Source organism: Vibrio sp. Y29_XK_CS5, from assembly GCF_024181835.1.
Lineage (GTDB): Bacteria > Pseudomonadota > Gammaproteobacteria > Enterobacterales > Vibrionaceae > Vibrio > Vibrio harveyi.
Genome location: NZ_JAMZAM010000005.1, coordinates 235,941 through 256,166, shown reverse-complemented (window position 1 = coordinate 256,166; position 20,226 = coordinate 235,941). Strand labels below are relative to the sequence as shown.

The window sequence follows — 20,226 nt, the reverse complement described above, 5'->3', positions numbered from 1 at the left end:
TATGTTAGCAAAGTGTGAACCTAGCAGTGCCATTAGCCATACAGTCAAGGCAAAACGATATCAATTACAGCTACCTCTATTTTTTCAGTGCAGCAAAAACAAAAAAGGCGAAGCGTTCCCACTTCACCTTTTTCGTTCGGTTCAAATCAACATTACATATTTGCTAAGCTATCGTTGATTGACTTAAGGACCGATGCAGGATCCACAGCCTGAGTAATCGGACGACCAATTACAAGGTAGTCAGAACCCGCTTGGATTGCATCTACTGGCGTCATGATGCGGCGTTGATCACCTTGCTCAGAGCCTGCTGGGCGGATACCTGGAGTGATTAGCTTAAATTCTTTTCCAAGTTCATTTTTAAGTAGAGATGACTCTTGCGCAGAGCACACTACGCCATCAAGACCAGCGTTCTTTGTCAGAGTTGCTAGGCGAATAACCTGCTCTTGAGGAGCGACGTTCAGACCGATTCCAGCAAGATCGCTCTGCTCCATGCTTGTTAACACTGTCACACCAATAAGTAGCGGGCGGTCTTTACCGTAAGGTTCAAGAATTTCACGCGATGCTGTCATCATGCGCTCGCCACCACTTGCGTGTACGTTCACCATCCATACGCCCAGTTCAGCTGCTGCGCGAACCGCTTTTGAACACGTATTCGGGATATCGTGAAACTTCAGATCTAGGAATACAGAGAAACCGCGTTTATGAAGCTCACGTACGAAATCAGGACCAAATAGCGTAAACATTTCTTTGCCTACTTTAAGGCGACATGACGCAGGATCAATTCTGTCTACAAACGCAAGCGCATCAGCTTGGTTATCATAATCCAGTGCGACAATAACTTTTTGGTCGATCATTTCATCTCCTAACTGTTTTTGGTTCTTATTAAATAAAGGTCAAAAAAATGCAGCGGACAGAAACTCTGCCAGCTGCATTAAAATTATTCACCGTCCAATCCTCGGATTGGCTTGATCGTCCCCCACCCTTTACACGATGGACAGTGCCAGTAAAGGGAATGAGTGGAGAAACCACATTTCCTGCATCGGTAGTGCGGTTTAACTTTTAATTGCTCACCAACCATCGCTTGTAGTGTAGAAAGGCTGTCTTTTGCACGACCATCTTCTGCTTCTGCAATATGGTAGTCAATAAGGCGGTAGAAGCCCTTCATAGTTGGGTTTTTCAATAGTTGTTTGGTTAGTAGTTCTTGTGCGGCTCCCACACTCTCATGGTGCGCAACTAACTGTGCCAACATCAATTCAGACGATACACCGGCTTTCTTATCGATACATGCTCGTAAAAATTCCACCAGCTCATCTTCTTGACCAAGGTGGTGATAACACTCGGCAATTGTTGGCAGTACATCACTAATAAAGTCTTTATCTTGCTCAAGCACGCCAGTCAGGTATTTGATGGTGTGTTTGTAGTCTTCTGATTCCAAGTACACGCGACCAAGAGCAATACTCGCACGGACACATTTAGGATCTTCTGAAAGTGCTTTCTTGAAATGTTGAATGGCTTTATTGGTATTGCCATCCGCTTGGTCAAGCATCGCCAGCTCACACCAGAAGTGCGCAATGTTAGCGCGAATACGAGTGCGTTTTTTGCCCATCTTCGCTAACTGATTTGCGTAGTGAATCGCTTTTTCCCACTCACGGGTTTGTTGGTAAATAGTCACCAACTGTTGAAGGGCACTTTCACGATGGTCTGGCTCATCAACTAGCTGCTCAAAGATCTTCTCGGCACGGTCTAAAAAGCCGGAAGCCATGTAGTCTTTCGCCAGTTGCTGGAGAGCAAGATTTTTCTGATCCAGAGTCAGACCAGAACGGGAAATCAGGTTTTGGTGGATACGAATTGCACGGTCGACTTCACCACGAGAACGGAAAAGATTACCTAACGCTAGGTGTGTATCTATCGTTTCGTTATCAACTTGGAGCAATTCAATAAAGTGGTCAACCGCCTTATCTGACTGATCAGATAAAAGCAGGTTAAGACCCGTCACGTACTGACGGGATATCTGATGAGATTGCTTCTGCTTGTCTTGCTGAGCGCTGCGATGCCCCATGTACCAACCATAGGCGGCGGCTATCGGCAATAACAAGAAGAGTAGTTCAAGCATTAAAGTTAAGCCTTATCCTTATGCCTGTTTTGCTACTGCTGGTTTAGCAGGTTTCTCTGCTTCAGCGGGCTCATACTTTTTAAGTTTCTTTTTCAGACGACGAACCTGAAGTTGAGTCTTGAATTGGATGCTAGCAAAGATAACCCATGCCAGAGCAAAGCCAACCACAAAGACCACACCTAGTAGCGTTGATAAGTGGAATTCACCCTTCGCTAAAAGGTAATTGAAAGTCACGATCTCTTGGTTTTGAGAACCTAAAGCCAGTGCAATTAAAAAGAGAGCTAAAACAGCAACGATTTTTATAATTTTCATGTTACATCACCCTTCGAGGAGTAAGTAGGTAAGATTATGCAGTAAAATGTTTCTTCAGACCATGTATATTACCAATAATCTAGTTATAAAAAAGCGGCATACACGAGAGTATGCCGCTTTTTCAAACTAATAAGAGAGCCTTAGCCAACCATATTTACACGTTCACGAAGCTCTTTACCAGGTTTGAAGTGAGGAACGTATTTACCTTCCAACTCCACTTTATCGCCCGTTTTAGGGTTACGACCTACGCGAGGCTCGCGGTAATGAAGAGAAAAACTACCAAAGCCACGGATCTCGATACGGTCACCGCTCTCTAGTGTAGAAGCCATGTGCTCTAAAATATCTTTTACAGCATCTTCTACCTCTTTCGCTGATAAATGTGTTTGCTCAGCGCAGAGTCTTTCAATCAGTTCAGACTTAGTCATAGTTGCCCTCTTTGAGTATCTTTATCACTCATTATAGTAAGTAATACTAATTCCAACAAACACTTGCTATCAATTCTAGACAAATTTTACACAAAATGCGCAATCAAAAAATGTCTTTTTTTAGCATAGTTTATCAACATTAGTATTACTACTCGCAAAGTAGCAAGCATAAAAAAGGAGCCTTGCGGCTCCTTTTTAGCTTAAGCGAGTAAATTATTCGCCTTTAGCAGCTTTGAAAGCGTCAGCCATTGCATTACCAAAAGCAGCTTCGTCTTGCTTGTTGATAGATGCCATTGCTTCTTGCTCTTCAGCTTCATCTTTAGCTTTGATAGATAGGTTGATTACGCGGTTCTTACGGTCAACACCTGTGAACTTCGCTTCAACAACATCACCAGCGCTTAGGATTAGAGAAGCATCTTCTACGCGATCGCGAGATACTTCAGAAGCACGGATGTAGCCTTCAACGCCTTCTGCGATTTCAACTGTAGCGCCTTTAGCGTCAACAGCAGTTACAGTAGCGTTAACTAGAACACCTTTCTTGTTGTCAGCAACGTAAGCATTGAATGGGTCGTTTTCCATTTGCTTGATGCCTAGAGAGATGCGCTCACGCTCAGCGTCTACTGCTAGAACAACTGCAGAGATCTCGTCGCCTTTCTTGTACTCACGTACAGCTTCTTCGCCAGCAACATTCCAAGAAATGTCAGATAGGTGAACTAGACCGTCGATGCCGCCTTCTAGACCGATGAAGATACCGAAGTCAGTGATAGACTTGATCTTACCAGTAACTTTGTCGCCTTTAGCTTGTGCTTCAGCGAATGACTGCCATGGGTTAGCTTTACACTGTTTCAGACCTAGAGAGATACGACGACGTTCTTCGTCGATTTCAAGAACCATAACCTCAACTTCGTCGCCAACATTAACAACTTTAGAAGGGTGGATGTTCTTGTTAGTCCAATCCATTTCAGAAACGTGTACTAGACCTTCAACGCCTTCTTCGATTTCAACGAAGCAGCCGTAGTCAGTTAGGTTAGTTACGCGACCAGTTAGTTTGTGACCTTCTGGGTAACGCTTAGCGATTGCTACCCATGGATCTTCGCCTAGTTGCTTAAGACCTAGTGATACGCGAGTACGCTCACGGTCGAACTTAAGAACTTTAACTTGGATCTCGTCACCAACGTTAACGATTTCAGATGGGTGCTTAACACGCTTCCAAGCCATATCAGTGATATGTAGAAGACCGTCAACGCCACCTAGGTCAACGAACGCACCGTAGTCAGTAAGGTTCTTAACGATACCTTTAACTTCAGAACCTTCTTGTAGAGTTTCTAGAAGCTCGTCACGTTCAACGCTGTTCTCAGATTCGATAACTGCACGACGTGAAACAACTACGTTGTTACGTTTTTGGTCAAGTTTGATAACTTTGAACTCTAGCTCTTTGTTTTCTAGGTGAGCAGTGTCGCGGATTGGACGTACGTCTACTAGAGAGCCAGGAAGGAAAGCACGGATACCGTTTAGTTCAACAGTGAAACCGCCTTTAACTTTACCGTTGATGATACCAACAACAGTTTCAGCTTCTTCGTAAGCTTTCTCAAGAACGATCCAAGCTTCGTGACGCTTAGCTTTCTCACGAGAAAGTTGAGTTTCACCGAAACCATCTTCAACAGCGTCTAGAGCTACGTCTACTTCAGCGCCAACTTCAACTTCAAGTTCGCCAGCAGCGTTCTTGAACTGTTCAGCAGGGATAGCAGATTCAGACTTAAGACCAGCGTCAACAAGAACGAAACCGTTCTCGATAGCTACTACAGTACCTTTAACGATGCTGCCTTGTTGGAATTCTGTTTCGTTTAGAAACTCTTCAAAGAGTTGAGCAAAAGATTCAGTCATTTATTTAATCTTCAATAAATTAAACGTCCACGGGTATCCTACCGCATGGGGTTATTAAATTCGCCAATCATCATCCTTGCGACCGACGCTCTTAGCCTAGCCGAGCGTAATTACTCAGCTAGCTTCGATTCGATATATTGTAGTGCCTTTTCTACCACTTCGTCGATAGTCATCGACGTAGAATCTAGCACAAGCGCATCCTCTGCAGGGCGTAGTGGCGCCACTGGGCGGTTACGATCTCGATCGTCACGCTCTTGGATCTCGCTCAAAAGGTCAGCAAATCTAACATCTAACCCTTTATCTTGCAACTGTTTAAGGCGTCGATTTGCACGCTCTTCTGCGCTCGCATCAAGGAAAATTTTCGCTTGTGCACCCGTGAATACAACCGTACCCATGTCACGACCATCAGCAACAAGACCCGGAGCAGCCTCAAATGCACGCTGACGACGCAATAATGCTTCACGAACGCGTGGCAAAGCTGCCACTTTAGACGCCGCCATCCCAGTTTCTTCTTTACGAAGTTCACCAGAGACGTCTTCGCCTTCTAGAATCACTTTTACTAGGTCACCTTCAGCAACAAACTGCACGTCTAGATGAGTAGCAAGTGGAACAAGCGCATCTTCTGACTCAGTGTCTACGCCGTGGTGAATCGCTGCGAGTGCAAGTACACGATAAATTGCGCCAGAATCAAGAAGATGAAAGCCCAACTTCTTCGCCAGCAACATACATAAAGTGCCTTTACCTGCACCACTAGGTCCATCTACGGTAACAACCGGAGTTTGAGAGGACATGTTCTTCTCCACCTATAATTTCTTTTTCAGCAATTTGCTCGGTTTTCGAGGCGCGTATTATACGGGTAATTGCCTTTTGGAGCGAGTAAAAATGTCGTGTAAAGCATTACACCCAACACGCACTTGGATTCACGCTATTGAGAAAAGTTCCAATAAAAAACGGCGAGAATTTTCACTCTCGCCGTTTTAAGTTTCACTCGTTATCTTATCGATTAGACAATCGGTTTTTGACCCCGCTCTGCAAGTTTAAGCACGACACTGTCTGCCACTTTACCTGCAACACCAGCGAGCTTGTCTGCCAGTTTCTTCTTCTGCACGTAATGCACTGCTAGTACCGTTTTCTCTTTGCATGCAGCGACAACCAGATCGTCGGAAGTGCTGATTTCATCCACCAGCCCTAGCTCTTTCGCTTGCGTACCAAACCAGTGCTCACCCGTTGCCACTTTTTCAAGCTCTAGATCTGGGCGACGCTCACGGATGAAGTCTTTAAATAGTACGTGTGTTTCTTCAAGTTCTTGCTTGAACTTATCGCGCGCTTTGTCAGTGTTCTCACCAAACATAGTCAGTGTGCGTTTGTACTCACCAGCCGTTAGCTGTTCGTACTCGATATCGTGCTTTTTCAACAGTTTGTTGAAGTTAGGGATCTGTGCGATAACACCGATAGAACCCACAATCGCAAACGGAGCTGAGACAATCTTGTCTGCCACACACGCCATCATGTAACCGCCACTTGCTGCAACTTTGTCGACAGAAATCGTCAGAGGCAGACCCGCTGCTTTGATTCGGTCAAGTTGAGAAGATGCCAAGCCATAACCATGAACCATGCCACCGCCAGACTCTAGACGCAGCAAAACCTCATCGCCTTCACGAGCGACAGCTAATACTGCAGTGATCTCTTCACGTAGCGAGCCTACTTCTTTTGCATCAATGCTGCCGTTGAAGTCCAACACGAACAGATGCGGTTCGCGCTTGCTATCGAGAGAACCTTCTTTGCTCGCTTGTTTGATTTCTTTCTCGCGAAATTTGTTCTTCTCTTTCTCTTCTTTCTTGACTGCTTTATCACGAGCTTTGATGAAAGCGTCATCGTGCAGGTGATGCTCCAACTGCTCTACCGCATCTTTATGACGTTCAGAAAGGTTGGTAACTTCCAATTCGCCTTTTGCTGCACCCGACTTACCACTCGCTGATTTTGCGATAATCAACAGCACAATTACTGCTGCAACAACGGTAACAATCTTAGCCAAAAACAGACCGTAATCTAATAAAAATTCCAATGAGAGTTCCTCTATCTCATACCAGTGATAGTCATCAATATGTTACGTAGAAAAATCAGAGAGAAGGCAAGAAAATCAGCAACCTCTTGTTCTGATTGATAGCGTTCAAATAACATACCGGACAACCGTTCTGGAATTGGTATAACACATGAATTGGTGTATTGTAACCAACTTGTCACGATTACCAAGATTTTCCATTGAGAAACAGGCGCATTTCTACACAAACGAACATGAAGCCTGTACGTCGGAACTAGATACAATAATAAGGATTTACTACCGTGAACTACTCCGTTTCAGCAGATGCCCTAAAAGGTAAAGTCATTCTTGTCACTGGCGCAGGCAATGGTATCGGTCGCCAAGCCGCCCTTTCTTACGCTCAGCACGGTGCGACTGTGATTCTACTGGGTCGAAACGTTCAAAACCTTGAATCCATTTACGATGAAATCGAGTCTGCGGGCTACCCTCAACCAGCGATCATCCCACTCGATCTAAAAGGTGCAACAAAGCAACACTACATCGACATGGCAGAAACCATCGAAGGTCAATTTGGTCGTTTGGATGGTCTATTGCACAACGCCGGTGTTCTCAGCACGCTGTGTCCGTTTGAGCAAATCAATGAAGAAGACTTCGACGACATCATGCAGATCAACGTGAAAGCGGAAGTACTGATGACTCAGGCGCTACTACCGATCATGCGTAAATCAGAAGCGGGTCGTATTGTCTTTACCTCTTCAACCGTTGGTCACTCTGGTCGTGCTTTCTGGGGTCCATACGCTATTTCTAAGTTTGCTGTAGAAGGTATGATGCAAGTCTTGGCTGATGAATTGAGTGATACGCCAATACGTGTGAATGCTATTAACCCTGGTGCAACTCGTACTCGTATGCGTGAAAAAGCCTACCCAGGTGAAGATGCAAACACGTTAAAAACACCGCTGGACATCATGCCGCTTTACCTTCACTTGATGGACCCAGCAGTCACTGATGTAAACGGTCAGTGCATCGACGCTCAACCAAAGCGTAAATAACCCACTTAGGTTACCTCACATAATTGATTGAAAAGGCAAGAGCCTATATCTCTTCAAAGGGCGTTTGTATCAAAGAGAATGAGTTCAGTGCCTTTTCAATTCTTTCAAACATATCATTTTGATGACATGTAAATTAGATAAGGAAGCAACGGCGCGCTTCATATTAATCATTCCGATGTACTACCACTCTCTTGCTCTAACTTCCTGATATTCCATATATACACTGGCGCTGCACTCGCGCAGTCATTACATATGACATGCTCTTCTAAATCCTCGTTGTTCCACGCACTCGCTTTCTCCTCGACGGATAAATGTGCGCTGCCACAAAATGGGCATTTCTTAAATTTCATCCTTCACCTTACCTCAACTGTTCACCATGACCCCGGATTGAAAAAAAGCATGGTGAATAAAAACACTCACCATGCTCGCTTCTACCCAACGATGAGCTCTCTTCGTGGCTGTTGAGCCTTCTTTGCTGCTTCTTTAGAGAGGGTTAGATATACAGCAGGTAATACGAAAAGGGTGAAGATCGTCCCAATAATCATTCCTGCAACTAAAATGATACCAATGCTATTTCGTGCTTCAGCACCCGGTCCTGTTACTAAGACAAGCGGAAAGTGCCCCAAAACCGTAGCGGCAGTGGTCATCATTATTGGACGTAATCTCAATTTTGCACTTTGTATGATGGCATCAAGCTTTTTAACGCCTTGATGTTGTAACTCGTTGGCAAACTCCGTAATTAGAATGCCGTTCTTAGCCACCAACCCAACAAGAGTTATAAAGCCAATTTGTGCGTAGATGTTCATGGTTGTCATACCCAGAAACGAGAACATCATGCCTCCAGCTAGAGCTAGTGGAACCGAGCCAAGCAATACGACTAATGGCGAACGGAAACTGTTAAACTGGACCGATAAAACCATATAAACCACAAATAGAGCCATAGCTAATACCGAGAACAAGCTGTTGCCCTCTTGTCTTAATTGGCGTGAACTGCCTGCATAATTAATTTGATAACCTTGCGGTAGGATCTCTTGTGCAGCGAGCTCTAAAGCCGACAGTGCCTGATCAGGAGTCGTGCCTGGAACTAAACCACCTAAAATACGAAAAGAATTGAGCTGATTAAAACGATTGGCGCTTCGAACGCTCACCGTATTTTCAAGATTGGCAATGCTACTTAATGGAATAAAATCACCATTAGGCGTTTTGATCTGTAAAGTAAGCAACGCTTCACTATTAGTGAGTAAATGTTGATCCACCATAGGTATCACGCGATAAGCTTTGCCATTACTATCGTAGCGAGTCACGTCTTGTTCAGAGACTAATAAAGAGACCTGATCAGTTACCGCTTTCGTTGTGAGACCCAAATCCATCATTTTCTTGTTGTCGAAATTGAGTTTTGCATGTGGCATATCCACTTTTAAATCCGTATCGACAAACATGAACATGCCACTTTGATGCGCGGCATCTAACAACTGGTAAGCATATTGAGACATATTGACATATGAGTCTTGCGACTGAACCACCATCTCCACATCAAATTGACCAGCAGTAGGCAATGGCATTGGCGCTGTTGGATAAACACGAAGGCCAGTGACGTCCTTGAGCGTGAAATAAATCTCTTGAAGTACATCAGAAGTCGAATAATCACGTTCATCATAAGGCACAAAGTTAATCCCGCTAAAGCCTCCTGACTCCGCTATCGTTTGCCATACCATATCTATGCCCTCTTTTTGCTGAAGAGAACCGACGGCCTGTCGCATAAACTGATTGCTGTAATCTAGAGAACCACCCGATGGGGCTTCGGATATCACAAACAACAGACTTTGGTCTTCAACCGGAGCGAGCTCTTTTTGCGAGAACAGATAAAACGGTACCGTTAATAAAGACAAAACGAATGCCCCGGTCAGCACCACTCGACGATAAGCAAATACGCGTTTTAGACTATTTTCATAGCGGTTTGAAAGTCGATCAAAGGCACTATTTACCCATTTCGTAAAACGGTTTTCTTTTCCTTTTTGTGGTGAAACATAAGCACTCATAATCGGTGACAATGTAATAGCAACAACGCCTGAGAAAAGCACTGCTATGGCTAACGTAAAGGCAAACTCTTTGAATAGCGCACCAGATAGCCCGCTGACAAAGCCAATCGGAGCAAACACAAGCGCTAGAGTGATCGTCATTGAAAAGATTGGACGCAATAACTCTCTCGAACTAACCAAGGCGGCTTCAATTCGCCCTTTGCCATTTCGCATATGACGTGCAACGTTCTCTACAACGACAATCGCATCATCAACCACTAGTCCCACAGATAAAACAATCGCAAGAATGGTTAATAAGTTGAGAGAAAAGCCAACTATTAGCATTGCTGCTGTACTGCCTAAAATGGAAATTGGGATCGTAATCAAAGGGACAAGTGCCGTTCTGAAAGAGCCCATCAAAAGCAGAATTACAATACCGACTAGCAGCACCGTCTCTATCAGTGTGGTAAAAATCTCTTTTAGTGCATCACGCATGTACTGGGTGCCATCATAACCAATCGTGATTGATGTCCCTTCTGGTAAACGTGCATTGATCGTCGCCAGTTGTTTGTAAAGTGCATCACCAATGGAAATTTCATTGGAACCTGGAGATGTTATCAATCCAATAAAGACAGATTCTCGAAGGTCATGCCTTGCTGAATCCGCACCGCGATCCTCTCCTTGTTCAATGCGGGCAATATCCCCAAGATAAATAAAAGTATCTGCGCTTTTTTTAATAATCAATTGACGAAAGTCATCACTGCTTTGCTGAAGTGCATTACTCATAATGCTAATGCTTTGGGTAGCATTTTCAACATTACCCAAAGAAGCAATAACGTTGTTATCATTAAGAGCTTGGTAAACCTCACTGGCACCTATGTTTAAGCTTGCCATCTTAACCGGGTCTAACCAAACACGAATCGCTGGCTTTCTTCCACCAAGAACATCAGCATTTTGAACACCTTCCACTGATGCAAGCCAGGGTGTGACTTCACGTTCAAGGTAATCTGTTAACTCAGCCCTATCCATAGTGCCACTAGAAACATTGAGATAGAATGTCGCCCCCGGTCGATCAACACGCATCACCGAGACACTCGGGTCTTGTACGCCTTCTGGTAGCTCATAAGCAATTTGACTAAGGCGCGAATTTAGCTCAGCAAGTGCATTGGTGCTGTTTTGGTTAAGCTTAAGCCAAACCGTTACTTTGCTCATTCCCGCAGTTGTTGATGAATCAATATAATCAACACCAGGAACACTCATAGCGACCCTTTCAATTGGCTCGGTGACAAACCCCTTCACGACGTCCGCAGATACACCAACATACTCAGTTGTGATCACCAAAGATGAACTCTCGATCTGAGGAAATTGAGAGATAGGCAAACGCAATGCTGCCATTACCCCAGCAATTGTAATAACCAATGAAACAACAATAGCTAAGACTGGCTTTTTAACGAAAATGTCCATTACTGTTCTCCTGTAACAGAGACCAGAGAAGATAGAGGCATTGGGTGACTTTCCCTTGTTCTAACAAGTACCCCTTCGTAAAGTTTAAATGCTCCAGCCGCTGCGATTTTTTCACCTTCTTGAACACCTTGGGTAATTAACCTCTCTCCACCAGATTGAGAGACCACTTGAACAGATAAGCGCTTTGCACGATACGCCCCAGAGTTATCCTCGTTGGCAACCAGCTTCATGACATATGACCCATAAAGATCCTGATTAACAGAAGTGGCTGGAACTTGAAAAACGTGTTTGTTATCGCTGATCGGTACTAGTACTTCCAAAGGCATATTTGGCGTATATTGAGCTTGTTTACGACTGATTTCGGCACGGTATTTTAAGCTACGAGTGGTATTGGAGATCTGCGTGTCTTTTGCGATAACGTTAGCGAATTGAAATAATGAAGTTCCCAAAGCATCAACCTCTCTAACTTTTACTTGAGAGGCGATAGGTAGCTCTGGATAAAATTGTGGCACGCTAAACTCGACCCAAATATTGTCTGTCTCGCCGACAAAATTGGAAAGCATCTGATTGGCTGAAACATAGTCACCAAGCTTAATATCATGCAACCCCATAATACCTTTAAATGGCGCTACAACTGTCTTCTGACTGATGGTCGATTCCAATACTTCAATTTCAGATTGAATAACGACCAAATCAGCATAGGCTTGATCATACTTTTCTTGGCTAGTGACATTTTTTGCTAACAATGCTTTTAAACGACGTAAGACAGACTGAGCATATTTTTCGCGCGCTTTAGCAGATTTAATTCGAGCTTCCTCTTCTGCAATATCAAGCTGAAACAGTATTTCCCCCTTCTCTGCTTCTTCACCTGCCAACACACCAATAAAAGCGACTTTGCCGGAAAGCTCGGTAAACAACTCTGCTTGTAGTGGTGATTGTGCGCTCCCTAGCACACTCACTGTGGGTGTATGTTCCGCAGTTTTAACGTAAGCGATATCCACCACTTCATAATGTTCCGGAAATGATTCAGCCATCTCTATAGCCGATGTGATTTGATTAAATTTGTAGTAACCCAGACCACCGATTAGCACAGCTAGACCTGAAATCATAGCTATCCAAGCAGTGTAAGAAGACCGTATCGTTTTCATAATTTCCTCATGACCTCAAAAGAAAAACGCCATTCGAATATCATTCGAATGAAAATCGATCCTAAATATCTAGAATAATTTGTCAATTGGATCCAATGATCCTTTTGATACAAAAGCGCTACAAATATTGATTTTTTATATTTAAAATCAACAAGGTATTGGCAATATTAAGAAGGGGACATTAAATTTATTGACTACTACGACTAATTCGTAACAGCTAAATGGTATTGATTGACTCAAGAAGGTGGATTCATTAGCATTTATACGAATATGGTTCGAATGAAGATACTCTATGCCAGCACCTAAATACACTATCGCGGAACAAGAGCAACTTATCCTAGATGCCGCAGTGCAATGCGTTCTCGATAGTTCATTAATCGACTTTAAAATGTCGGATATCGCAAAAAATGCAGGTCTATCGATGGGCTCAGTCTACAAGCATATTCAATCTAAAGAAGATGTGCTGGTCGCGCTTTCTGTTCGGATTGACAAACAAGCATCCAACGTTATTCGTGAGGTACTTGAGCTGCCCTATTCACTTCCAACCAAGATCGTCGCAATTCATCTGGTCTCGCAAGAGGCAATGTATACATACTCTTTTAGTTATCAACTACTTACCATGTTAAACAGTAAGGATTTATTAGCCAAATCTTCAGAAAAGTGGTTAATGAAACTGGCGTTAGTGTCTAAAGAGATCCGTTGCTTATTTCAAGAGTCATTGCGTGCAGCCGTTGAAGAAGAAGAATTATTGTGCAGTGACGAAGAAAAAGAATCACTGATCGAAGAGTTTATGCTGTTGCATTGGGCACTAAATATAGGTTTTCCACAAATTCTTAATCATCCTTACGATACCTATATCAACGAGGCAAGAACCAACGTCAATGTCCCTTTGACTCTCACTCATCCATTAGTTAGGGCAGCCGTTCGGATGACCAACAGTTACCCATGGAAAAAAGCAATTTCGACAGAAGAACTTGAAGAAATAGAGCAAGTTCTCATCGAGCGAGGTTTAAGGTAGCTTTTAAGCACTAGGTCCTAAAGGCACTCCCACATTCATACTTACCAATTAACAAAATACACCTTCTGATAAAAACACTGTCTCTTTACTTACTTTTCAGTGAGTTAAAGAGACTATTACTTTACTTTTTTTTGCAACTTTTCTATCGACCACGATGATCTTCATCACTTAAATCTGCTTTTTTCGTATTTCTGCCTATAAAAATCTTGCGACTTTCCATCACAGAAATATACTGTATGTATATACAGGTATTTTATTTATGCAAGACATCATCCAACACTTAAAAAGCCAGCATCTTGTTTGGCAAGCAAATCTAACCAAAGCTGACGATCATCAGTTCCTTAATAGTTCTGGTTTTCCGGAGCTAGATGCTCTGCTTGGTGGCGGCTTTCCTCCTCACGGAGTGGTGGAAATGGAATCCATAGGCAGCATTGGCGAGCTGCGTTTGCTTGCGCCTTACTTAAAAGCATCCCTTTCGAGAGGAGTCACGGCATTCATTCAGCCACCAGCATTGATGAATTCATTGTTCCTACACGGCATTGGGCTAGATATCAACCAGGTGTGGGTGGTCACGCCTGAACATCAGCGCGATGCATTATGGGCAGCGGAGCAGTGCCTCAAGAGCGGTGTTTGTACCAACGTTTTGCTATGGCAAGATGAACTAGAGATCCACCAAGTAAAACGTCTGCAAGTGGCGAGCGAGCAAGGATCTTGCCCTCTGTTTATGCTCAAACCTAATATGACAAACCGCTTGTCTTTACCTGTTTCGTTGAGTCTGAAATTGCAAGGTCATGAACAAGGCGTTAGCGTGGAAGTTCTCAAACGAAAAGGCGGTTGGAGCAAAGGTAGTGTCGACATCAATTTCCAACACCACTACCCACAATTGGTGATGCCAACCACGACTCACATTCCATCAACTGTGGTCAATTTCCCATTGGCGAATCAAGGTTAGTGGTATGGCTTTGTGGATTTATTTGCACTTCCCTCGCCTGCAGCTAGACGCACTCTTTGGCGATAACCAAGAGCAACCCGTGGTGATTGTAGAAAGCCAACGTTGTCGGATCATTCAATACAACGAGATTGCCGAGCAACAAGGCATTAAACCAAATATGGGCTTGGGTAGCGCGGTTTCTTTGTGCCGAGATTTGCAAGTGCATCCTTATCATCCGCAAACCGAATTGAGCAAGTTACAAGAAATTGCGCAATGGCTGTATTTGATCACATCTGACGTCGTATTGATGCCAAACCAAGGTATTTTACTGCGCGCAACTCCAATGCTTAATCTGTATGAAGGGCTCCAAAACTATTGGAATAAAGTCAGAGCTCACTTATCGGAGCTGAAACTGAGTTTTCAATTCGGATGTGGCTTTTCGCCTTTTTCTGCCAAATTGATGGCATTAGCAGGGACGAACGTCATCAACGAAGACAAATCTGCCATACAACAAGCCTTATCGCCACTACCGTTAACACTGACAGATTTATCAAGCGCTACTGTAGAGAAGTTACAACGTGTAGGCGTCACCACACTGCAAGGCTTACTTGAACTGCCACTACAAGACATTGCACGCCGATTCGATATTGATTTGGTGAACTACGTTGGCCGACTGACTGGACAGTTTAAACACCCTGTCGACTTTTATCACCCTACCGAATCCTTCCAAGTTTATTTAGAACTGCTGTTTGAGATTGAAAACGTCCAATGGATTGAAAAGCCACTAGCTAAGTTGCTTCGTCAGCTCGAAACCTTTCTCAAGCTGCGTGATAAAGTCGCGTTTGAACTCTGTTTAACCCTCCACCAGCGAGACAAGCAAGCACAGCACCTTCCGCTCACATCCGCACAAGGTGATTACTTGTGCCAACGTTGGCAACAGCTCGCGAGTTTGAGTTTGGAATCCGTCACGTTAAACGGGCCTGTTATCGGTCTGACGTTAAAAGTAGAACGCCAAGGTGAGCCTTTAAGTTCTGCACGCGATTTTTTTGCTGGGCAAAAAGGGCAAATGAACACATTAGAGCTGCTCTCTTTACTGCAAGCTAAATTGGGCAAAAGCGCAATACTCAAACCCAATATTGCCTGCGATCCAAGACCAGAGAAAGCCAGCCAATATCGCCCAGCCGATGAGCCAGATGTCTCAGTTAACACCGTTCCTGCTCTACTGCGCCCCGCGATGCAATTGCCCGCACCTATCGCGCTACAAGAGCAAATATCTCTAGTACATGGACCTGAGCGTATTGTCTCTGGATGGTGGGATGGTGATGAGATCATGCGTGATTATTACATTGCGCACACCAAGCAAGGTCGCTGGTTATGGGTATTTCGCGATCAGCACAAACATTGGTTTCTCCATGGCTATTTTTGTTAAATCGACAGTTATTTTTATTAGATCGTTATGAGTTACGCAGAACTGTTTTGTCAGTCCAACTTCTCCTTTCTCACTGGCGCTTCTCATGCAGAAGAATTAGTGTTGCAGGCGGCGTTTTATCGCTATCAAGCCATTGCAATCACCGATGAGTGCTCCGTCGCAGGCATTGTGAAAGCCCATACGACCATCGAGCAGCATAAACTCGACATCAAGCAAATTGTCGGCAGCATGTTTTGGCTCAATGATGAGTGCCAAGTGGTGCTGCTTTGTCCTTGTCGTAAAGCTTATGCAGAGCTGTGCCGGATCATCACTAATGCAAGGCGACGTAGCGAAAAAGGCAGTTATCAATTGTCTGAATGGGACTTGATGTCGATTCGTCACTGTTTAGTACTGTGGCTCCCTACTCATCAAGAAAGCGACCATTATTGGGGGCGTTGGCTCCAACAACACCACGCTCATCGATTATGGGTCGCGATTCAACGTCATTTAGACAGCGACGATAATGCCTACACCACACACTGTGAGTTACTGGCAAGCGAGTTCGAATTACCAATTACCGCTTGTGGTGGCGTCTTAATGCATGCGGTTGAGCGCTTACCATTGCAACATGTCTTAACCGCCGTAAAAGATAGTTGTAGCGTCGACAAGCTTGGCTTTGGTCGTTTATCCAATGCCGAGCGAGCACTGCGTCCATTGAACAAACTGTCTCGAATTTACAAATCCGAATGGCTAGCAGAAAGCACTCATATTGCGAGCTTGTGCGCATTTAAGCTTTCAGAGCTGAAATACGAATACCCAACAGAACTGATTCCGGACGGTTACACTCCTACTACTTATCTACGTATGTTGGTCGAGCGTGGTAAAAAGCGACGTTTTCCTGAGGGCGTACCCTCAGACATTCATCAAACCATTGAGAATGAATTAACACTCATTGAAGAGCTGCAATATCACTATTACTTTCTCACCATTCACGACATTGTGATGTTTGCTAAACAACAAGGCATTCTCTATCAAGGGCGAGGTTCCGCAGCGAACTCGGTGGTGTGCTACTGCTTAGAAATCACTGCCGTCGATCCTAGGCAAATCTCGGTCCTGTTCGAACGCTTTATTAGCCGAGAAAGAAAAGAACCGCCAGACATTGATGTCGACTTTGAACACGAGCGCCGTGAAGAAGTCATTCAATATATTTACAAAAAGTACGGGCGCGAGCGTGCTGCTCTGGCAGCCACCGTTATCAGCTATCGCTTTAAAAGTGCCGTGCGTGAAGTGGGCAAAGCGTTGGGGATTGAAGAAACTCAATTGGATTTCTTCATCAAAAACGTTAATCGACGTGATCGCAGCCAAGGTTGGCAAGCGCAAATCATCGAATTAGGATTGCAGCCAGAGTCGTTAAAAGGTCAGCAGTTTATCCAGTTGGTGAACGAGATCATTGGCTTTCCGCGCCATTTATCCCAACACGTTGGCGGCTTTGTGATTTCTTCTGGTCCTTTGTACGAACTAGTGCCTGTTGAGAACGCTTCGATGGAAGATCGCACCATTATTCAATGGGATAAAGATGATTTAGAAAGTTTAAAACTACTGAAAGTCGACGTCCTCGCGCTCGGCATGTTAAACGCGATCCGTAAATGCTTTCAATTGGTCGAGAAACACCATCAGCGATCACTGTCGATTGCCGAGATCACGCGATTGCAAGACGATCCGTACGTGTATCGTATGATCCAAAAAGCCGATACCGTTGGTGTGTTCCAAATTGAGTCTCGCGCGCAAATGAGCATGCTGCCGCGTTTAAAACCCGCGCGTTACTATGACTTGGTGGTGCAAATTGCCATTGTTCGCCCGGGTCCAATTCAAGGCGATATGGTGCATCCGTTTTTAAAACGACGAAATGGTGAAGAGCCAATCAGCTATCCATCAGAAGAAGTGAAAAGCGTACTAGAGCGCACTATGGGCGTGCCGATTTTCCAAGAACAAGTAATCAAACTGGCGATGGTAGCGGCAGGATTTAGTGGTGGTGAAGCCGATCAATTACGCCGTGCAATGGCGGCATGGAAGAAAAACGGCGATCTTGCCAAGTTCAAACCTAAGCTGATCGACGGAATGCGTGAGCGAGGCTATGACTTGGAGTTTGCTGAGCGCATCTTCGACCAAATCTGCGGCTTTGGTGAATATGGCTTCCCGGAAAGTCACTCAGCCTCTTTTGCTGTGCTAGCTTACTGCTCTGCATGGTTGAAATATTACTACCCTGCTGAGTTCTATACTGCCCTACTCAATAGCCAACCGATGGGCTTTTATAGCCCTTCACAATTGATTCAAGATGCGCGCCGACACGGTGTTGAAGTGCTGCCTGTTTGCATCAATCATTCCTCCTATCAGCACCATTTGGTCACACGTCCGAATGGTCGCCTTGGTGTGCAACTGGGTTTTCGCTTAGTAAAGGGCTTTAATCAGGAAAGCGCCTTTCGGCTAGTTGAACGACGACCAAGCTCCGGCTATCGCGCTATCCAAGAGGTAAAGCAAATCTTAAGAAACCGCCGCGATATTGAGTTACTCGCTTCTGCTAATGCGTTTCAAATCCTTTCAGGTAATCGCTATAACGCTCGCTGGGCAGCGATGGATTCACTATCAGACTTACCTTTATTCCATCACATGGAAGAGCCAATGGTAAGTTACCAGGCTCAGCCTTCTGAATACGAGAACTTAGTTGAAGATTATGCCAGTACCGGACTATCACTAAGTCGCCATCCGATTACGTTGCTGGAAGAAGCTGGTAAGTTACCGCGTTTTACTCGGATGAAGCAGTTAGTCGAAAAAGAGCATAAATCTTTAGTGACGGTTGTCGGTGTTGTCACAGGCAGACAATCTCCCGGCACCGCTGCTGGCGTGACCTTTTTCACTTTGGAAGACGATACAGGCAACATCAATGTGGTGGTATGGCGAGCAACAGCACGCGCCCAAAAGCAAGCTTATCTCACTTCAAAGGTGTTGATGGTCAAAGGAATTTTAGAGCGTGAAGGCGAAGTCACGCACGTGATCGCAGGTAAGCTCATCGATTGCACGCACAATCTTGCTGAGCTGAAAAGTAAATCACGCGACTTCCATTAAGCAATCATGTTTTAGAGGTAGGAAAAGGCATTGCACCAAAAAAAGTAAAGGGAGGTCAAGCCTCCCTTTTTGATTCTGCTGAATTAATCTTCAGTCATCGTTTCCGTACGCTTAGTCTTGTATTTCCTATACAGTAACAAGGATAACGTCATGATGACTTTCGATGTTAACCATATCATTAAACGGAAGTACCCTATATTGATAAGTCTAAATAGACTCATAGGTGAAAAGTGACGCGATATACTTTACATATTTCATTCTCAGAAATATGTAAAACAGTTTAGCAATCACAGTTCAATTAATCACCTATCCTTATGGATTAATTTAGGGCTCACTGATTAATTCTACGTATATAAAACTTGACGCATTCTGTCTTGTGCAACTTCAACCAAAAGATCAGGCTGGAACTTAGAAATAAAGCGATCACACCCCACTTTTTGCACCATGGCTTCGTTGAAGCTACCACTTAAAGATGTGTTTAAGGTGATAAACAACTTGGACATTCTAGAATCAGAACGCACTTCATGAGTCAGCCTATACCCGTCCATCTCTGGCATTTCCGCATCCGTAATCATCATCAGCAATTCTTTTTCGATGTCTTTGCCTTCATCACACCAACGTTTAAGAACCGTTAATGCTTCTAAACCGTCGCGACATTCGATGATGTTCAAACCAAGCTGAGATAAGGTGTCTCTTACCTGATTACGCGCGGTTGATGAATCATCAACAATGAGGACATTTTGTCCAATCATCGCTTGAGCCAGTTCTCGATCTAGTATGCCGTCAGAGATGGTCACGTCATAATGAACGATTTCAGCCAGTACTTTTTCTACATCAATAATTTCAACGATTTGAGATGAATCCCCATCTTTCACTTGGGTGATAGCAGTTAGGTAGTTAGAGCGTCCTGATGTAGATGGTGGCGGCTGAATCTCAGTCCATGCAGTATTGATGATGTTGCGAACCGGTCCTACAAGGAAACCTTGAATAGAACGGTTGTACTCGGTGATGATCAAGTTCTCTTCTTCAACTTCACCACGCAATGGAGGGAAACCGATCGAGCAACGTAAATCAATCACAGGCACAGCTTCGCCACGCAAAGATGCCACACCACGAATGTTATAGTGAGAACCTGGTAGCTTAGTAAGCGGAGGCAGTTTGATCACCTCTTTCACTTTAAAAACGTTAATCGCAAATAACTGACGACTATTTAGCGTGAACAGCAAAAGCTCTAGTCGGTTTTCACCTACTAGATTTGTACGCTGATCAACCGTATTTAACACTCCGGACAT

Annotated in this window: 15 protein-coding genes; 5 read left to right on the top strand and 10 right to left on the bottom strand. The window is 44.2% G+C overall.

Annotated elements, in window-relative coordinates; translation table 11 throughout:
* Nucleotides 1–152 precede the first annotated feature (152 nt).
* From pyrF to sohB, 7 genes are all read right to left on the bottom strand, one after another.
* Entirely contained in the window at nt 153–854 is a 702-nt protein-coding gene (gene pyrF, locus NL647_RS19835) for an orotidine-5'-phosphate decarboxylase (RefSeq protein WP_005444860.1), read from the bottom strand.
* An 83-nt stretch (nt 855–937) separates the two neighbouring features.
* Nucleotides 938–2,113 carry a lipopolysaccharide assembly protein LapB gene (gene lapB / locus NL647_RS19830; RefSeq protein ID WP_005444858.1) on the bottom strand — a complete coding sequence of 392 codons (1,176 nt, stop codon included), beginning with the start codon at nt 2,111–2,113 and terminating at the stop codon, nt 938–940.
* A gap of 18 nt (nt 2,114–2,131) precedes the next feature.
* Nucleotides 2,132–2,425: a lipopolysaccharide assembly protein LapA domain-containing protein gene (locus NL647_RS19825; protein ID WP_005444857.1), complete on the bottom strand. Its 294-nt coding sequence runs from the start codon at nt 2,423–2,425 to the stop codon at nt 2,132–2,134.
* Between the two features lie 140 nt (nt 2,426–2,565).
* The gene (gene ihfB, locus NL647_RS19820; RefSeq protein WP_005444856.1) at nt 2,566–2,850 is read right to left on the bottom strand and encodes an integration host factor subunit beta; all 285 of its coding nucleotides are present in this window, start codon (nt 2,848–2,850) and stop codon (nt 2,566–2,568) included.
* Between the two features lie 213 nt (nt 2,851–3,063).
* Entirely contained in the window at nt 3,064–4,734 is a 1,671-nt protein-coding gene (rpsA, locus tag NL647_RS19815; protein ID WP_005444855.1) for a 30S ribosomal protein S1, read from the bottom strand.
* 110 nt (nt 4,735–4,844) lie between these two features.
* Nucleotides 4,845–5,525: a (d)CMP kinase gene (cmk, locus tag NL647_RS19810; RefSeq protein ID WP_005444854.1), complete on the bottom strand. Its 681-nt coding sequence runs from the start codon at nt 5,523–5,525 to the stop codon at nt 4,845–4,847.
* A 212-nt stretch (nt 5,526–5,737) separates the two neighbouring features.
* Nucleotides 5,738–6,799 (bottom strand): protease SohB, encoded by a 1,062-nt coding sequence (gene sohB, locus NL647_RS19805; RefSeq protein ID WP_253650591.1) that lies wholly within the window; start codon nt 6,797–6,799, stop codon nt 5,738–5,740.
* Between the two features lie 278 nt (nt 6,800–7,077).
* Here sohB and NL647_RS19800 point away from each other — a divergent pair, with 278 nt between their 5' ends.
* The gene (locus tag NL647_RS19800) at nt 7,078–7,824 is read left to right on the top strand and encodes a YciK family oxidoreductase (RefSeq protein WP_005444850.1); all 747 of its coding nucleotides are present in this window, start codon (nt 7,078–7,080) and stop codon (nt 7,822–7,824) included.
* Between the two features lie 431 nt (nt 7,825–8,255).
* On the opposite strand, the gene NL647_RS19795 is transcribed toward NL647_RS19800, so the two are convergent.
* Both NL647_RS19795 and NL647_RS19790 read right to left on the bottom strand, forming a co-directional pair.
* Entirely contained in the window at nt 8,256–11,306 is a 3,051-nt protein-coding gene (locus NL647_RS19795; protein ID WP_253650590.1) for an efflux RND transporter permease subunit, read from the bottom strand.
* Nucleotides 11,306–12,415 carry an efflux RND transporter periplasmic adaptor subunit gene (locus NL647_RS19790; RefSeq protein ID WP_253650589.1) on the bottom strand — a complete coding sequence of 370 codons (1,110 nt, stop codon included), beginning with the start codon at nt 12,413–12,415 and terminating at the stop codon, nt 11,306–11,308. Before NL647_RS19790 ends, NL647_RS19795 begins: the two co-directional genes overlap by 1 nt.
* 331 nt (nt 12,416–12,746) lie before the next feature.
* Here NL647_RS19790 and NL647_RS19785 point away from each other — a divergent pair, with 331 nt between their 5' ends.
* The 4 genes from NL647_RS19785 to NL647_RS19770 all read left to right on the top strand — a co-directional run bounded on the left by NL647_RS19785 (nt 12,747) and on the right by NL647_RS19770 (nt 18,934).
* The gene (locus NL647_RS19785; protein ID WP_009698476.1) at nt 12,747–13,472 is read left to right on the top strand and encodes a TetR/AcrR family transcriptional regulator; all 726 of its coding nucleotides are present in this window, start codon (nt 12,747–12,749) and stop codon (nt 13,470–13,472) included.
* 259 nt (nt 13,473–13,731) lie between these two features.
* A complete protein-coding gene (gene imuA, locus NL647_RS19780) occupies nt 13,732–14,424 on the top strand; it encodes a translesion DNA synthesis-associated protein ImuA (protein ID WP_253650588.1) in 693 nt (230 codons plus the stop codon).
* A gap of 4 nt (nt 14,425–14,428) precedes the next feature.
* Nucleotides 14,429–15,832: a DNA polymerase Y family protein gene (locus NL647_RS19775; protein ID WP_253650587.1), complete on the top strand. Its 1,404-nt coding sequence runs from the start codon at nt 14,429–14,431 to the stop codon at nt 15,830–15,832.
* 27 nt (nt 15,833–15,859) lie between these two features.
* Nucleotides 15,860–18,934, top strand: coding sequence for an error-prone DNA polymerase (locus tag NL647_RS19770; protein WP_253650586.1), 3,075 nt, complete (start codon nt 15,860–15,862; stop codon nt 18,932–18,934).
* 344 nt (nt 18,935–19,278) lie between these two features.
* Here the strand turns inward: NL647_RS19770 and NL647_RS19765 are convergent, their stop codons facing one another.
* The gene (locus tag NL647_RS19765) at nt 19,279–20,226 is read right to left on the bottom strand and encodes a chemotaxis protein CheV (RefSeq protein WP_005444843.1); all 948 of its coding nucleotides are present in this window, start codon (nt 20,224–20,226) and stop codon (nt 19,279–19,281) included.

Excerpts from the sequence above, each read along its gene's own strand:
- NL647_RS19770 (WP_253650586.1), top strand. The coding sequence starts at position 15,860 with ATGAGTTACGCAGAACTGTTTTGTCAGTCCAACTTCTCCTTTCTCACT.
- cmk (WP_005444854.1), bottom strand. The coding sequence starts at position 5,525 with ATGTCCTCTCAAACTCCGGTTGTTACCGTAGATGGACCTAGTGGTGCA.
- NL647_RS19795 (WP_253650590.1), bottom strand. The coding sequence starts at position 11,306 with ATGGACATTTTCGTTAAAAAGCCAGTCTTAGCTATTGTTGTTTCATTG.
- lapB (WP_005444858.1), bottom strand. The coding sequence starts at position 2,113 with ATGCTTGAACTACTCTTCTTGTTATTGCCGATAGCCGCCGCCTATGGT.
- NL647_RS19825 (WP_005444857.1), bottom strand. The coding sequence starts at position 2,425 with ATGAAAATTATAAAAATCGTTGCTGTTTTAGCTCTCTTTTTAATTGCA.
- NL647_RS19785 (WP_009698476.1), top strand. The coding sequence starts at position 12,747 with ATGCCAGCACCTAAATACACTATCGCGGAACAAGAGCAACTTATCCTA.
- pyrF (WP_005444860.1), bottom strand. The coding sequence starts at position 854 with ATGATCGACCAAAAAGTTATTGTCGCACTGGATTATGATAACCAAGCT.
- imuA (WP_253650588.1), top strand. The coding sequence starts at position 13,732 with ATGCAAGACATCATCCAACACTTAAAAAGCCAGCATCTTGTTTGGCAA.
- NL647_RS19765 (WP_005444843.1), bottom strand. The coding sequence starts at position 20,226 with ATGTCCGGAGTGTTAAATACGGTTGATCAGCGTACAAATCTAGTAGGT.
- NL647_RS19790 (WP_253650589.1), bottom strand. The coding sequence starts at position 12,415 with ATGATTTCAGGTCTAGCTGTGCTAATCGGTGGTCTGGGTTACTACAAA.
- NL647_RS19775 (WP_253650587.1), top strand. The coding sequence starts at position 14,429 with ATGGCTTTGTGGATTTATTTGCACTTCCCTCGCCTGCAGCTAGACGCA.
- rpsA (WP_005444855.1), bottom strand. The coding sequence starts at position 4,734 with ATGACTGAATCTTTTGCTCAACTCTTTGAAGAGTTTCTAAACGAAACA.
- ihfB (WP_005444856.1), bottom strand. The coding sequence starts at position 2,850 with ATGACTAAGTCTGAACTGATTGAAAGACTCTGCGCTGAGCAAACACAT.